Origin of the sequence: Taibaiella chishuiensis (assembly GCF_003014535.1) — a bacterium.
In the GTDB taxonomy this organism is placed as follows: domain Bacteria; phylum Bacteroidota; class Bacteroidia; order Chitinophagales; family Chitinophagaceae; genus Taibaiella; species Taibaiella chishuiensis.
This window is the reverse complement of record NZ_PYGD01000007.1, coordinates 65,344-81,526: the sequence shown is the minus strand read 5'-3', so window position 1 is coordinate 81,526 and position 16,183 is coordinate 65,344. Positions and strand designations below refer to the sequence as shown.

14 protein-coding genes are annotated in these 16,183 nt (G+C 48.8%); 8 read left to right on the top strand and 6 right to left on the bottom strand.

Translation table 11 applies throughout. From position 1 onward, the window contains the following. Positions 1–543: 543 nt before the first annotated feature. From B0I18_RS17030 to B0I18_RS17010, 5 genes are all read right to left on the bottom strand, one after another. Positions 544–1,170: a hypothetical protein gene (locus B0I18_RS17030; RefSeq protein WP_106523947.1), complete on the bottom strand. Its 627-nt coding sequence runs from the start codon at positions 1,168–1,170 to the stop codon at positions 544–546. Positions 1,171–1,252: 82 nt separating this feature from the next. Beyond that, positions 1,253–1,453, bottom strand: a complete 201-nt coding sequence (locus B0I18_RS17025; protein WP_106523946.1) for a hypothetical protein — start codon at positions 1,451–1,453, stop codon at positions 1,253–1,255. Between the two features lie 459 nt (positions 1,454–1,912). Continuing rightward, entirely contained in the window at positions 1,913–3,469 is a 1,557-nt protein-coding gene (locus B0I18_RS17020) for an ATP-binding response regulator (RefSeq protein ID WP_181358501.1), read from the bottom strand. 737 nt (positions 3,470–4,206) lie between these two features. Continuing rightward, positions 4,207–4,974 (bottom strand): aquaporin Z, encoded by a 768-nt coding sequence (aqpZ, locus tag B0I18_RS17015; RefSeq protein WP_106523944.1) that lies wholly within the window; start codon positions 4,972–4,974, stop codon positions 4,207–4,209. 286 nt (positions 4,975–5,260) lie between these two features. Beyond that, positions 5,261–6,769, bottom strand: a complete 1,509-nt coding sequence (locus B0I18_RS17010; RefSeq protein WP_106523943.1) for a murein hydrolase activator EnvC family protein — start codon at positions 6,767–6,769, stop codon at positions 5,261–5,263. A 158-nt stretch (positions 6,770–6,927) separates the two neighbouring features. Between B0I18_RS17010 and rfbF the strand changes: the two genes are divergently transcribed. The 7 genes from rfbF to B0I18_RS16975 all read left to right on the top strand — a co-directional run bounded on the left by rfbF (position 6,928) and on the right by B0I18_RS16975 (position 14,426). After that, positions 6,928–7,701 carry a glucose-1-phosphate cytidylyltransferase gene (gene rfbF, locus B0I18_RS17005; protein ID WP_106523942.1) on the top strand — a complete coding sequence of 258 codons (774 nt, stop codon included), beginning with the start codon at positions 6,928–6,930 and terminating at the stop codon, positions 7,699–7,701. A 30-nt stretch (positions 7,702–7,731) separates the two neighbouring features. After that, positions 7,732–8,799: a CDP-glucose 4,6-dehydratase gene (rfbG, locus tag B0I18_RS17000; protein WP_181358500.1), complete on the top strand. Its 1,068-nt coding sequence runs from the start codon at positions 7,732–7,734 to the stop codon at positions 8,797–8,799. Between the two features lie 34 nt (positions 8,800–8,833). Next, positions 8,834–9,436, top strand: coding sequence for a MiaE family protein (locus tag B0I18_RS16995; RefSeq protein WP_106523940.1), 603 nt, complete (start codon positions 8,834–8,836; stop codon positions 9,434–9,436). A gap of 34 nt (positions 9,437–9,470) precedes the next feature. Beyond that, positions 9,471–10,283, top strand: a complete 813-nt coding sequence (kdsA, locus tag B0I18_RS16990) for a 3-deoxy-8-phosphooctulonate synthase (protein ID WP_245882108.1) — start codon at positions 9,471–9,473, stop codon at positions 10,281–10,283. 195 nt (positions 10,284–10,478) lie between these two features. Beyond that, a complete protein-coding gene (locus tag B0I18_RS16985) occupies positions 10,479–12,635 on the top strand; it encodes a T9SS type A sorting domain-containing protein (protein WP_106523939.1) in 2,157 nt (718 codons plus the stop codon). Positions 12,636–12,895: 260 nt separating this feature from the next. Further along, positions 12,896–13,657 (top strand): methyltransferase domain-containing protein, encoded by a 762-nt coding sequence (locus B0I18_RS16980; protein WP_181358499.1) that lies wholly within the window; start codon positions 12,896–12,898, stop codon positions 13,655–13,657. 16 nt (positions 13,658–13,673) lie between these two features. Next, entirely contained in the window at positions 13,674–14,426 is a 753-nt protein-coding gene (locus B0I18_RS16975) for a class I SAM-dependent methyltransferase (RefSeq protein ID WP_106523937.1), read from the top strand. A 10-nt stretch (positions 14,427–14,436) separates the two neighbouring features. Here B0I18_RS16975 and B0I18_RS16970 read toward each other — a convergent pair whose 3' ends face one another. Then, positions 14,437–15,357 carry a glycosyltransferase family 2 protein gene (locus tag B0I18_RS16970; protein WP_106523936.1) on the bottom strand — a complete coding sequence of 307 codons (921 nt, stop codon included), beginning with the start codon at positions 15,355–15,357 and terminating at the stop codon, positions 14,437–14,439. A gap of 100 nt (positions 15,358–15,457) precedes the next feature. On the opposite strand from B0I18_RS16970, the gene B0I18_RS16965 reads away from it, so the two are divergent. After that, positions 15,458–16,150, top strand: coding sequence for a porin family protein (locus B0I18_RS16965; RefSeq protein ID WP_106523935.1), 693 nt, complete (start codon positions 15,458–15,460; stop codon positions 16,148–16,150). The last annotated feature ends 33 nt before the right edge of the window (positions 16,151–16,183 follow it).

The window sequence follows — 16,183 nt, the reverse complement described above, 5'->3', positions numbered from 1 at the left end:
AGTTACCCGCAACGCCATGGATCCTTTATCCAGCGCATGGATAATAATCATAAGGTCTGATTTAGTGTTGCAGCCCGTACGCACATTTTTTATTTGCTATGGTATTAAATGACGAGATATCATTATCAGTATAAGACTCGTCTTTCACCTTTTGCAGATCTTCTGGAGACATGCCGTCCCATTGAAGAAAAGTTGTTCCATCAAGGAAACGGTAGTATTTGTGTTTCATTTGAAATCTGGCTTTTACGACTTCCTCTTCTAGCGAGTTCATAGCTATACCTGCTCTTGCCCTATTGATCTTGCTTTTATCTAACTCGCTAAAGCGATCGACATACAACACCTCATCTATTACAATAAGATCATCCGTGCCAAATCGGGAATAAGATTCTTGTTGATAGGAAGCGATGGTGTCGTGCGTATTACCATAACTCTGGTCTTTCCAATAACCATAGGTCAGTGCAGGGAAATCGCCGTTGACGACTGCGAAATAGAAAATGGAATCCAGCGTTTTCCTGTTCGTCCAGGCCCTGTCGTGCCGCAGAATTAATTCGTATAAAGGTGGGTTGCCCGGAAAATTATGGTCATAGCCGATTTTATCCTCCGTAGGAACCCTTTTGTATCGAATAGTTTTTTTAGTTTGATTACATTCAACGAATCAAAAACGTTAAATGAATCTTTCCCGCCGTTGTTATAGTCGCCGTAGTACTTTCCTACAAAAAAATGCCTGACATCCTGGTCAGCTTGCACGAGCCTGATCAGCTGGTTGCGGTAGGCCGTATCTAATCCAGGTATAATTTTACGGCTGAGATCATCCCATATCTTTCCGTACTTGTCTTTGTCCGGACCAACAGGAACTTTCGCAATATATTTTCTGAAATTACTGATACTGGAAAACGCACCATTTTTCAGCAAAGTGGTAGCATACGATTTAAATCTTCCGGTATCATCTAATTGATAAGTGCATAATATGGCGTTTAATAAATCTTTCCCAACAGGCGAGGCTTTCAATGAGAAGGCCTTGTCATAATGTTGTACCGCTTCCTTTAATTTATCATTGCAAATAAGCAGCTCCGCTTCATTGACCAATGTCAGATAGGCTTTAATATTATGATCCGTAGCAAAGGCAATATTGCCTGCAAAAAGAAGCGCGAATAAGATGAGTCCGGTCATTATAAGGAATCAATTTTAAAGGATCATTTTAAGGGATCGGTTTAAGGCAGCATGGCTACCTTAAACCGATTTTTGTTCTCTTTTAGTTTACCCTCTTTTTGAAGGTATAGGTGGTGTTCTGGTACACGCCATTATCGTACAATTCGGAGTCACATTCGTAGGCCTGCCCATAATGTTCACCCGCGGGTGTTTCCTTACGGGACATTGCTCCGCCGTTTATTTTTTGCATACCGCTTTTAGGAAGCGCTTCAATTGCCGGGAAATTCAATGCTTGAACTTTCATCTTTTGTTCTTTTTTTTGAGTTAACGATTGTTACGATGCAAGGTCGCAGGGCTGGTGTTGCCAACCTGAAATGCCGTTGCGCCCGCATGTAGGGTGTCTTAATACCTTTTGTCGCCTGTATCACCCGCACCACCGGCCGCTTGCGCCGCTGCGCTGTAAGGAATAGCCGCCTTGCTCATTGCAAATATTCCATGCCACCATGCCAGGATGACGCAAGCTACTGCCGGGAGATAAGGTTTGTACAGGCATCGGGTATAGCTATTACCCGCGGATCGTCGAACCAGGTGTGATGCTGTTTCGATAATCCCGTTACGCCAATCACACCTGGCGTAACGATCATATGACCCGACAAATGTAGCCGCCTGCGGAACAAAACACAATACCAAAACACCCGTATTTTCGCTACGTAATTACCCGTATTTTCTCTAAAAAAGACTGAATTTCAATGGGAAATAAATACTACTGCAGTTGTTTGAGCAATGCTACCTTGTTGGATACCTGCAGCTTTTCATAAACATTTCTGATATGGGTCTCCACGGTCCGGGGTGATATAAAGATCGTTTCTGCAATAAACTTATTGGTCTTTCCTTCGATCAAAAGCCGGGTGATCTCGACTTCCCTTTTTGTGAGGCCGGCATCGCGGCATTTGGTTTCAAACACACCGGTTGCCGGCTCAAGGGGCAATTCGTCAGGTTGGCTGTAATGGCCTTTGCGTTTCATCTGCTTCGCAGTATGGTACAAATCCTCGATCAGGCGCTGCTCCTGGCGGTTGGTATAGCGGAGCAATGCGCCGGCTTTTTTCAACAACTCCTCCACGGCAAAGGGCTTTACGATATAATCGATTGCGCCTAAAGACAGACCCCGCATTTTATCCACTTCCGTTGCCCGCGCTGTAAGAAATATGACCGGGACATGCGACCATGCGGGTGTGCGCTGCAAGGTTTCTGCAAAGGCAAAGCCGTCCATATGGTCCATCATCACATCGCTGATAACCAGGTCGGGTACTTCTTCCCTGAACTGGCTGATCGCGTCTGCGCCATTTGCTGCAGCACGGACCCTGTAGTGCTGTCTTAACTTGCGGACCAGGTAACTGTTCAGGTCGGCATTATCTTCCACAACCAGTAAAAGGGGGGCGTCTTCAGCAAGGAGGTTACGGCCAACAGGCTCCCGTTCTTCGATCATGCCCAGACCAGGTTCCTGCCCGGTTATTGCTGCCAGGGGCGCATCTGCCCCGATCGGTAGGGTAACCGTTACCACCGTACCGCGCTGCGCTCCGTTCTTTATGGAGAGCTCACCATCCAGGCTATCTACGATATTGCTCACCATCGGTAGTCCCAGCCCCATGCCCTGGTCGTTTTTCTTGTACTTATTAAGCAGGTGATAAGGGGTAAAGATATCCGCCAGATTCCCCGGATCGATCCCCGGCCCCTGATCGGCAACCCTGAGTACGGCACAGTCCTCGGTTGCTGTAAGGGTCAAAACGATTTCTGTACCCGCCGTTGAATATTTGATGGCGTTTTCAACCAGGTTATTAACGATCCGGGTTAAAGCTACCGGGTCAGCAGCGATGATAACCCCATCCCCGATATCGCCGCAGAGCCGGATATCTTTCTTCTGGCTGTATAGCGCAAATTGCGCACAGGCGGTATGCAGCAGTGCCGAAAAATCGACCCGCTGATCGTGATCGAACATTTCCACACCATGCCGGAATCGCTCCAGGTCAAAGAGATTGGTAACATCCCGGCTAAGCTTACCGACATTGTTTTTGACGATCTCCAACTCATCGGAACTACCGTGCAGCTCGATGTGATCAGCGATATAATTATTGATGAGGGTAATGGGCGTTTTGGTTTCATGAACCAGGTTAATGAACATGGCTTCCCGCTGTTCATATTCCTTTTGTTGCTGCTCCGCTTGCTGTTGTTCAATACGTTTTTCAATCAGCTGACGCTCCTGTTCCATTTTCTCTTCAAGAACCTTCCTGTGCTGGCGTTCCTTGTTGACATACTTTATCACAAAAAAATAAGCAAGAGCTTTTACAAAATACTCTGTAACCCAAAAACAACCATTAATTACAAATTGATAATTAACTATTGTTTCTTTTTCTATTCCCCGGGCTGCATCCATAATAGGATAAATCCTGAAGTTGAGTACAACCCTGATAGCCCAGAAGCAAGAGATTGCGATAACAATACGAAGTGAGCTATGAAAAATGGTAAGCGGAGATTCGTTTGAAAACTTGTTCAAACCATAAAGAAAGGCATAAAATAGGAACAGGTTATGCGTCGAAAAAAACAGGAGTTCTTTAGAAAAGTATACATATTTACCATAAAGCAGGGAGTCTGTAATAAAGGCATAAATAAAATAACAAATCCAAAACAGGAAATGCCACTTATATTTTACAACCCAACCTGCAATTACGGATTGTTCCGCTCGGTTAACAATTGAATTTTTTTTTAGCATCGAATTAAGAAATTAATATAGTTGTCGGTTGAGCAAGGCGGCAACAAAATTCTATTTCTTACAAAGGCGGCTGAACAAACATATTTAATCTAACGCTTAAAACAAAGAAAAACTTATCCATTATTACAATAATTTGTATAAAAAATATTCCGGCTGCAAATTGCGCCCGGCGATGGGCAGCCAGCCATTTTTCCATCATGACCATAAACAAAAAAAGCTATAGAAAACGACTGCGTTTCCTATAGCTTTTTTATAGAAGTTCCGGTTCCTGACGAACCGGCTAAAATGGTTTAATTCGTGGCCTCTTCGAGCGAAACCGGCAGCGGGATATTGATCGCCGGCGCGGGGTTGGCTTTATCCAGTACACGCCATACTACTGCAGCAGCGACAGCGCCTACAATGGGTGCGGCAATAAACAGCCATAATTGTTGCAGGGCTTTGCCTCCGGCCAGCAGCGCGGGACCGAAACTACGGGCGGGGTTAACGGAGGTGCCGGTAATCGGGATGGCTACCAGGTGGATGAGGACCAGGGTAAGACCGATCGCAAGACCGGCCATGGTGCTGTTGCCCCATTTGGAAGTAACACCGAAGATAACGAAGAGAAAGAGGAAAGTCAATACAGCTTCGGTAAGGAACGCGGACGTGGTGTTATAGGCATTCTGGTAGCCTTCGCCCCAGCCATTGGCCCCCAGGGCCCATTCGCCCATCTGGAAGCCGGGAAGCCCGCCCTGGATCTGCATCAGCACGAAGGATGCCAGTACTGCACCGATCAGTTGCGCTGCAATATAAGCCATCGCATCGGTCGCTTTGATCTTACCCGCCACCAGCATGGCTATGGTAATAGCGGGGTTAATGTGGCAACCGGAAATACCGCCGATTGCATAGGCCATGACGACTACCGAAAGACCGAAGGCAAATGCAATGCCCAGTAAGCCGAGCCCGGCAAGCCCGCCCTGGGTCGTTGCCCCGGCTACTACAGCAGCGCCGCATCCAAACAATACGAGAGCAAATGTTCCGATAAGCTCTGCGGTGAATTTTGTTGACGTTTTGATTTCCATAAATTAATGAAGCTTTAGTTAGAAAATATTACTTAACTGGTAACAAACACATTAATACAAAAATCTTGCCCAAACTTATTGTCCTGCTTAATTCATACGCTGTAAACAATGTAAAAGTAGTATTAATATTTACAATAAGAAAATAATAAAACTATGTTTTTGCCTGTTGCTTTACTGTTTTATATATGCACCTGCTCTGAGCGATAGGCTTAAAAAAAAATGGCTTAAAGAAACAAATATTGTTTCTTTAAGCCAATCCATAACTTATTGCCCTTTGCCGGCCCGGTTAGCGGGCTATCCAGTCGGCGGGGTTTACGGTATTGATATTACTGTTGCCGCCTACGCGCCACACCTGGAAGTTCATCATATTATCGCCTTCATCGTTTTTACCGGCACGACCGATCATCTGTTTGGCGCTTACATGATCGCCGACCTTTACGGATGCTCCCGACAGGTTGGTATAGATCGTAAAGTATTCGCCATGGCTGATCATAACCATAATGCCGCTTACATTGGCGATTTTGGTAACGGTACCTTCGAATACGGCACGTACCGGGGCGCCTTCACCGGTAGATATATCGATACCCATATTGTCCAGCATTACCTTGGGGAACAGCGGGTGGGGATGACGGCCATAGGTGCCCGAAATAAAGCCTTTCTCTACCGGCCAGGGCAGGCGGCCCCTGTTGGCGGCAAAGTTGTTGGACACGGCCTGTACCTCGGGGGTAAGGCTGAGCTTGTACGATGTCTTATCGGCCGCTGCGGGTTTGCTTTCGGGCTCGGTATATACCGGCCGCGATGGTGGCGGGTTATTGGCTGCGGGTTTATTGTTACCGGCCGGCTGTGTAGCGGGTGTATTGGCGGCCGGTTTGTTGTTGCTGCCCGTATTGAGGGTCACGGTCTGGTTGCCCGCTTTATACGCGTTGCCGCTATTGGCGGCCGCTGCGGCTCTGCGCCGTTCCTCATCTTCGGCAGCCTTGCGCCGGGCGAGCTCTTCGGCCGCTTTTTTACGGGCCTGCTCTTCCAGCGCACGTTTGCGCGCTTCTTCGATGGCCTTTTTACGGGCCAGTTCTATTTCTTTCTTGATCTGGTCTTTAATGGTGGCTTCGAGCCTGCGCGCCGTTTTCTGGTTTTGCTGGATCTGCGATACCAGTTCCTTTTCCCGGCCTTTCAGCTCCATCACCACTTCATTGGTTTGTTTGGTCTCGTCCTGGATCTCGGATTTCTGCAGCTCTTCGGCCTTGAGCAGTGCGCCTTTCTGCGTTTTCTGGGTGTTCAGCACCCCTATTTTCTGCTTTAGCTGGTCTTGTGTGGTTCGTATCTTTTCGGCCTGGTCCTTCCGGTAGTCCCTGTATTTTTTCAGGTATTGCATCCGGCGTATGGCGTCGTTAAAGTCGTTGGCCGAAAACAGGAAGGCCATCATATTCTGGCTTTCCCGGTGTTTGTAGGCATAACGGATCGAGCGGGCATAGCCTGCACGTAAACCATCGAGGTTTTTATTCAACTGCTGGATCTCCTGGGTGGAGTTGCTGATATTACCGTTGATATTGGTCAGTTCGGAATTGATATTGTCGATCAGCTTCTCGCGGGTCCGGAGCTTGGTCATAAGGGCATTAAGCTGGCCCATGGTGGCCTTTTTGTCCTTTTTAGTGGCTTCGAGCTGTTGTTGGGTCTCCGCAATCTCGTTCAGCAGGTTGGCCCTCCTTTTTTCAAGGTCGCCGCGTGTAGGCTGCTGGCCGTATACGGTGGCGCAGCCCAGGGTCAGCAGGAGGAATAAAGTATAATATAAACGCATGGATGATTTCAGGACTAGAATCGCAAAGCTAACAAAATGCTGTCACATACGCAGAACGTATTACCATGACGATTTATTTTACTTTTTCCACAAAGCAACAACCCTTTCTTTATCCTATATTTGCGCATTGTTATTCAACCCGCATTTTTCCCTGTACAATGAAAGTAGTCATCTTTGCCGGCGGTCGCGGAACCCGCATTTCCGAAGAGTCCGCGTTGCGGCCCAAGCCCATGATCGAAATCGGCGGTAAGCCCATCCTGTGGCATATCATGAAGAGTTATGCCGTATACGGGCATACCGAATTTATTATCTGCCTGGGGTATAAAGGCTGGTTCATTAAAGAATACTTTGCCAATTACTTCCTGCATAATGCCGACCTTACGGTAGACCTGGGCACCAATACCATGGAGATCCACCAGAACAATGCAGAGCCCTTTAAGATATCGCTGATCGATACCGGCCTGGATACCATGACAGCCGGCCGTTTGAAACGCGTATTGCCCTATACCAACGACGAACCATTTATGCTGACCTACGGCGATGGCGTAAGCGATGTGAATATAAACGAGCTGCTCGAGTTCCATAAGGCTTCCGGTAAGGTATGTACCATGACGGCCATACAGGCCACCAGCCGCTTCGGCGTGATCCGTATGCAGGACGATGGCACCATCAACTCCTTCGAGGAAAAGCCCGAGGACAGCGGCACCTGGATCAATGGCGGTTTCTTTGTGATCAACCCCGAAATTAAAAACTATCTCGAAGGCGATATGGACGATATCATGTGGGAACGCAACCCGATGAACGATATGGCTGCCGACGGACAGATTGCCGCTTACCGCCACCACGACTTCTGGAAATGTATGGATACCATGCGCGATAAAGAAGAGCTGGAACAGATGTGGGAGCATGGGGCGCCCTGGAAGAAATGGTAAAACCGGCGTTTAATTGTATAAATCAATACCGTGGAATCGATATTCAAAAATAAAAGAGTTTTTCTTACCGGTCATACCGGGTTTAAAGGGGCCTGGCTGTTGCAAATCCTGCAGCACTGGGGCGCCGATGTAAAAGGTTATGCGTTGGCCCCCGAATCGGACAAAGACCTCTATAACCAGATCAATGGCGATAAGCTCTGTTATGCTTCCGTGATCGGCGATGTGCTGGACGCCCACCTGCTTAAAGGTGAACTGGTAAGGTTCGAGCCCGATTTCGTGTTTCACCTGGCGGCGCGTTCGCTGGTACGTCCCAGTTATGAAAATCCGGTAGATACCTTTGCCGTTAATGTAATGGGAACGATCAATGTGCTGGAAGCTATGCGTAGCCTGGATAAACCCTGTGCGGGCATTATGATCACGACCGATAAAGTATACGAGAACCACGAACTGGGTACCCCTTTTGCCGAAGGCGATAAACTGGGCGGTTACGATCCGTACTCCGCCAGTAAGGCCGCGGCTGAGATCGCGATATCCTCGTACCGTAATTCTTTTTTCCATCCCGAAAAATACCAACAGCATCATAAATCGATTGCCTCGCTGCGCGCCGGTAATGTGATCGGCGGCGGCGACTATGCCGTAGACCGCATTATACCGGACATTGTACGGTCTATCGAACGCGAACAGCCAGTGGTATTGCGTAACCCGGGCGCCGTAAGGCCCTGGCAGCATGTGCTGGAGCCGCTGATGGCCTACCTTACCCTTGCAGCTAAGATGACCGAAGAACCGCAGCAACTGGCTACAGCCTACAACATAGGGCCCGAGCCGGAAGATGTACTGGATGTGGAAACGGTAACGCGCAAGTTTATCGGGTACTATGGTAAAGGAACATACGAGATCGAAGGCAATGCCCGCCAGCCGCATGAGGCGCAATTGTTGTTGCTGGACAACAGCAGGATCAAAGAGGCCATAGGCCTGCAACCCCGCTTCAATGCCGATGAGGCCATAAAGATGACGGCCAGTTGGTATGCTGATAAGGAGCGGAGCGCCACGGAAAAATGTATGGAGCAGATTACGGGCTTCCTTGCCCGTCAGCGATAAAGGGGACGCTGTACTTATCCCTTCAATAACGATTATGAGTTCAACTGAAAATACCATTCTGGGACTGAAGTTGCCTACCGACCCGCGCTGGGTCGATATTGCAGCGATATCCCTGCAGGATATTCTTACCGATCACGCATTTTGCGAGCAGAAAGCCGCCACGCAATTTATTTCCCTGATCCAGAAATACCACGATAAAACAGAGCTGGTAGAAGCGCTGGCCCCGGTTGTAACCGAAGAGTGGGGCCACTTTCGTATGGTACTGGCCGAGCTGAAGAAACGCGGCTTGACCTTTGGTAAGCAACGCAAGGACGAGTATGTGAACCTGCTGCTGCAGCACGAGCCGAAGTCGATATCGAGCGAAGAAAGATTATTGCATAAACTGATGATCTGCGCCCTGATCGAAGCCCGCAGCTGTGAGCGTTTCCGCCTGCTGAGCCTGCATATCGAAGAGGAAGCGCTGCGTAATTTTTACCATAAATTCATGGTATCGGAAGCGGGCCATTACCGCCTCTTCCTCGACCTGGCCAAACTGTACTTCGATGAGGAGCAGGTGCGCAAAACCTGGCTGGACTGGCTGCAGATCGAAAAGAACATCCTGAAAGACCTGAAACCCAGGGGCGACCGGATGCACTAAACGGTACATTATATAACGAAGCAATAAAGACAACGTGAAAGACCTTTTAAAAGAACAATATAACCCGCAACAATTCTTCCTGATGGCAGGCCCCTGTGCTATCGAGGGCGAAGATATAGCCCTGCGTATTGCCGAGCGTATCGTTAAGATTACCGCTAAGCTGGGCATCCCGCTTATCTTCAAGGGCTCGTACCGCAAGGCCAACCGTACCCGGCTTGACAGCTTTACCGGTATAGGCGACGAAGCGGCGCTGCAGGTACTGGCCAAGGTAAAAACCACCTTTGGTATACCCGTCGTTACCGATATCCATGCAGCCGATGAGGCCGCTATGGCCGCTGAATATGTAGATGTATTACAGATACCGGCATTCCTTTGCAGGCAGACCGATATCCTGGTAGCAGCAGCTCAAACCGGTAAATATGTCAATGTGAAAAAAGGACAATTCCTGGCGCCCGAGTCGATGCAGTTTGCCGTTGATAAGATACAGCAAAGCGGCAATAACGGCGTGATCCTTACCGACAGGGGCACAACCTTCGGTTACCAGGACCTGGTGGTAGATTACCGGGGCATACCTACCATGCGCGCCATGGATGTGCCGGTGGTAATGGATTGTACGCACTCCCTGCAACAGCCTAACCAGACCAGCGGTGTAACGGGTGGTAACCCGGCTATGATTGAGACGATAGCCCGCGCGGCTATTGCCGTAGGCGCCGATGGGCTCTTTATCGAGACCCATCCCGATCCTGCCCATGCCCAATCGGATGGCGCCAATATGCTGCATCTCGATCGCCTGGAAGGCTTGATGGAGAAGCTGTGTATTTTACGCGAAGCCGTGATCAGGCTGTAATAAAAAACTAAGATAAACATCAACAACAGGCCGGAACCATTCCGGCCTGTTGTCGTGTAGGGGTGTCCTGTTTTTACCTGCTTATAAATGTCGTTTATAAAGATATTTATACCGTTCGTAAGGTTGTTTTTTTTAATATGGAAGATGCGTCTTAATGTTATAGGATCATTCCAAACCATTTAAAAACACAAACACATGTCACACAGAAAAAAAATTGCCGGGTTGCTGGCAGGCATACTCTTATGCGCCGGCTCCGTAAAAGCCCAAAAGGACACCGAATTCTGGTTCGCCGTACCGGATGTATCTATCGCCACTCCTTATAATGCCGACCGGCCCATTGCACTCCGTATGACCGCCTACAGCACAGCGGCAACGGTAAATGTATACCAGGCGGCTACCAATGTGCTTTTACAAACCGTAACACTACCTGCAAATACAACGCAGAGTATCGACCTTACTGCTTCGATCGATTTACTGGAGACCAAACCGGCCAATGCCGTGCTCAACTATGGACTACGGATACAGGCAACCAGCCCTATATCGGCTTATTACGAGGTAGTAAGCGGCCAGAATGCGGGATACCAGAATAACCCCGAAGCCTATGTACTGAAAGGCAAAAATGCGCTGGGCACCGAATTCTGGATACCCGGGCAAAACCTGATGAATAATAACAGCATTTACTCGCCGCTGCCCTATAACTCCTTTGATATTATAGCCACGGAAGATAATACAGAATTACAGATCAGACCTTCGCACAATATAACCGGGCATGCTGCGGGTGTTTCCTTTCCGCTTACCCTTCAGCGCGGGCAGGTATATTCTGCACAAGCCACCAGCCAGGCTGCAGCACAGCATCTCGACGGGTCGAGAGTGACTTCCAATAAGCCGGTGGCCATTACGGTAAAAGACGACCTGTTGTCCGGTGCGCCATATGGCGCCTGCTCGGATATGGCCGGCGACCAGATCGTGCCCATCGAACGTATCGGTACCCGTTATATCGCCACCCAGGGTTACCTCAACAGTCCCAATTCCAAACTGTTTATTCTTGCTACGCAAAACGGAACGACCGTTAATAAAGACGGTACTGCAGCCGGAAGCATCAATGCGGGGCAAACGCTCACCGTTGATGTAGCCAACGCCGTATCTACTTATATCGAAGCTTCGGCGCCGGTATATGTATGGCAGCTGAGCGGCATCGGTTGCGAGCTGGGTGGCACCATATTACCCACTATCGATTGCAGTGGCAGCGATACGGTATCCTATGTACGTTCTACCAATCTGCAATTGTATATCAATCTGGCTGTACCCGCCGGTGGTCAAAATAGCTTTACCATAAACGGGACAGCCATCTCCGGGGCTGGTTTTTCATTCGTGCCCGGAACGGGCAATCAATGGATGGCGGCGAGCATTAACCTGCCATTGGCCCAATACCCGCAGAACAGCGTGGTAAAGGTGGCTAATTCCGTTTCAAAGTTCCATATGGGCGCCCTTGATGGCGGCAATAATACCGGTACCACTTACGGCTATTTCAGCAACTATGGCGGCATTTCGGTAAATGCAACGGCATTGCCCAACCCCGTATGTGTGGGCAGTAATATCCAGTTGCAGGCTACCAGCCAGCCGGGTAGTACCTATACCTGGATCGGTCCGGGTGGTTTTGGCAGCACCCTGCAGAATCCTTCTATAAGCAGTGCAGGCTACCTGAATGCCGGAACCTATACCGTTACCGCCAGCAACGCGGGATGCACGGCTTCCGGCTCCGTAAACGTTTCGGTAATTAAGTGCCCGAAAGAGTGTCTTATCGAAGTGGGCTACTGCGTAAACCTGAATAATCCCTACACCTATAATTTTTATGCCAACACTAGCCCGTCTATCGGAACCTTTGTGTGGAACTTCGGCGACGGCAGCGGTAACTATGTAACCGGCAATGGCAATATTGCCCATACCTTCCCCGGAGCCGGCAGCTATAATGTTTCCGTTGTCTTTACCACCCCTTCCGGCCAGGTCTGCAGCAAAGCCTTCCCGTTATGCGTTTCGCGCGATGTTATTCCGAAGCCGGCCAGTGACCAGGGACTTGGTGTCCAGGAAACCGATGCTACAGAAAATATCGGTGAGCTCTATCCCAATCCTGCCAATACGCTTATTAATATCCCTGTGAAAGAGCATAACGCCGATGCGCGTTACAGCATCGTCTTATTTAACGTGGAAGGTAAAACCGTACAGAAACTGGATAACCTGCAGGTTAAAGATGGTATTATACCGGTCCATATCAAAAACCTGCAACCGGGTATGTACCTCTGCGAAATCCATACGGACGGCCGTAAAGTGAGCCGGAAGTTTGTGAAATTGTAATCGTTCCCGGTGTTCTTTAACTTCGATCCCCTGCATGAATGATGCAGGGGATCCTGTTATTTACAGGCATACAACACTGCCTCCCAACTATTTCCATAAAAAATGACCGGGAAATTGACCGGTGACAAGGAAATGTAAACTAAAAAAAATACATTTGCGGGAACAACAACTACTGTTAATAGCAGGTGCGATTGTAAAACCGCATCTGTTGCTGTATTATAGAGATGAAGACTAGCCTGGTTATTTTTTTTAAACGTGTTTTGCCATTCCCGTTAAGGATACAGTTGCGTAAGTTGAACTGGAGGCGGAGGTACCTGACCGAAGCGATGTTGCACCCCGCAAAGGCGCCTGTTTACTGTCCGATAGCGGAAAAAGAATATAAATGCTTTATACCCGAACGGCATGATATATGGCCGTCGCAGATATCACCCGAGAACGGCGCCAGGAGCAGGCATCGCCTGATATGGCTTTACCTGAAACGGGAGACCGGTATTTTCAAAGACAAATGCAGCCTGCTGCATATCGCCCCGGAGCATTGCTATTTTCAAAAACTGAAAGACCTGAAGAACCTGGACTATATGCCGGGTGATAAAATGGTGGATGGTTATGGCAAACAAAGCGGGGTAGCCTATATGGACCTGCTCGATCTCAAAATCAAGGACGGAACCATCGACTACCTGTTATGCAACCAGGTGCTGGAGCATATACCCGACGACAGGAAAGCCATAAGCGAAATATACCGGGTATTGAAACCCGGTGCTACGGCTATCATCACCGTTCCGATCGACGAAAACATCAAGGAGACTTATGAAGATTTCAGCATCACGGCGCCTGCAGAGCGGGAAAAACACTTTGGTCAGTGGGATCACGTACGCTGGTACAGCACCGATGTAAAAGACCGTTTTGAAGAAGCCGGCTTTTCGGTAGACCTCGTACGGTATGGCAAGCAGTTCTCTGCCGAAGATTATGTGCGTTTCGGTTTATGCGACGACCTGCTGATCATTGCAAAAAAGAATAAATAATAATAAGGTATTTATAATGGACAATAGTGTAGAAACCAAACATTACACCTCCTCGTTTTATAAAGGGCATGAGCAGGGTTCGTATAACTCCGCCAAAGCTATATTGCCGCTCATAAACGACCTGTTGCAGCCTAAATCCGTGATAGACGTGGGTTGCGGCATCGGTCTCTGGCTTAAAGTATGGAAGGATGAGCTGCAGGTAGCCGATATCAAAGGCGTGGAAGGCATGTATGTAAACGATAAAATGTTGCATATACCGATCGAATACGTACAGCAGCATGACCTTAAGGAGCCTTTGATCATGCCGCGCAAATACGACCTGGCCATGTCCATGGAAGTGGCGGAGCATTTGCCTGCCGGCAGTGCCGAAACATTTGTGAAGTCGCTTACTTCCCTTTCGGATATCATTCTTTTTTCAGCGGCTATGATCGGGCAGGAAGGTACGTACCACCTCAACGAACAGATGCCGGAATACTGGGCGGAGATCTTTGCGAAGTTCGACTACGTACCCATCGACTATGTACGGGAACGTGTATGGAACAAAGATGAAGTGATGTACTGGTACAAGCAGAATACCTTGTTGTTTGTAAAGCGCGACAGGCTTGCTTCCTTACCCGAACCACTGCGCAAGGCCCAGGAAAACACAAACCCGGCCTGCCTGCTGCGTATACACCCCACACAGTATTTCAGGCTGTATGAAAGACGTAAGCTGGGTGAGTTTATCCACTACAGGCTGTACCGTATCAAGAAATTTTTTAAGGAAAGATAAAAAGCCCGACTTAAAACCAAAGCCTCGCTTTCACCTTACGCAGGTAATCCAGGGATCCGCCAGAGATGGCGGATCTCTTGTTGTTTGCGGGCACGCCGCTTATCTTTTTCAGCGTGCCGAAAAAGCCGCCCAGGTCGAAGCCCGTTTTTTTAAGGTATTGCAGTGCCCACATGGCAACGGTGCTGTAAAAGTATTTTTTAGGAAGATAACGCCAGGCTACCTTGGATTTGTTCAGCCACATCATAGCCAGCTTCTGTTTGTTGGTTACCCTGCCCGTAGCCGATTCTTTATGTAATACCACTACCGAATTATCGTACGCCAATGTGTATCCCGCGTCTATAGCGCGATAGCTCAGGTCGTATTCCTCCATGCCATAAAAGAAATCTTCGGGGTACAGCCCGGTCTTGTCGAACAGGGCCCGGTGCATCATATGGGCCGCCCCCGTAAAGTAATAGGTCAGGAACCAGGGCTTGTCCTGCAGCGCTTCCATTTGTTTATGCGGGAATGCGGTACGTTGTCGTGCTCTGGTATCGAAGTAAAAGATATTAAGCGTAACGATAGCGGTATTATGTTCTTTAAAGTGCGGTTTGTCGAAAATGGCGGCCGCCTTAACGATGGCGTCGTTGCTGGCAAATTCTACATCATCGTCCAGCACGAGCAGGTAGGGCGCCTTTGCTTTTTGTACCAGGAAATTGCGGCCCCTGGCTACACCCAGGTTTTCATCATGATCGATATAATTTATGGGCAGGTCGCTGCGTTTTTGTATAAAAGCGGTAACGATATCGTAAGGTACAGTGGAGGCATTATTAAGCAGCAGGATCTCCAGCACGTGCTGTTGCAGCGCTTCCTGTGTTGCCAGGTTCTGAAGCAATGCCAGCGTATCTTCCGGGCGGTTATAAGTGATGATCAGGATGCTGAGTGTAGGCGCCATAGTCTCGATTAAAGCGCGAATATCGACAATTTACCCAGCTATTAAAAGGCTGAACATGAATTTTATTGCCTAATTTGCTTTCAGAAAAGAACCGGAATCTATGCGCCCGATCCAGAAATATTACCTCATGCTTTTGGGTATAGCAAGCCTTATCCTGTGTTGCCCTGCCGTGCCGCTACGGGCACAATCGTCGGAATCCGGTGAACGGGGATATTTTGACGGCAGCAAGCCCTTTTATGCCGGTCTTGTTGCCGGGCTCAATGTAAGTACAGTGCAACGCGATAATTTCAGCGGTTATCATCAACCCGGGCTCAATGCCGGTGCAACTGTTTACTGGCATTTCGCAGCACCACTCGCCTTCAGCATCGACCTGCTTTTTTCGCAAAAGGGCGCGAAGGGCGTTAATACGGCCAACTCTCCTTATGCCGGTACGTATTACGAGAAGTATACCATGCGGCTCAATTACCTGGAAGTGCCGTTGCTGCTGCATTACATCGTGTCTCCCAAATGGCAGTTCGGCGCAGGGGCTTCCTACAATGCACTCATCAGCGCCAAGGAAACCTACGAAACCATTTACCCGGTTTATATCGACCCGGACCGTTTCCCTTTTCAAAAGTACGAGATCGACCTGGTCGCCAGCGGCAGTATGAAACTGTACAAAGGCCTGATGCTGCAGGTCCGGTACCAGTATTCGGTAACGCCGGTGCGCAAAGCCTGGGATGTGCCGCAAGGCCTGGGTATCGGCAACCAGCTCAATAATATGTTCGTTTTCCGGTTGGCTTATTTGTTCTGATCTGCCGATTTACCAGTGCATACTACCTGGTAT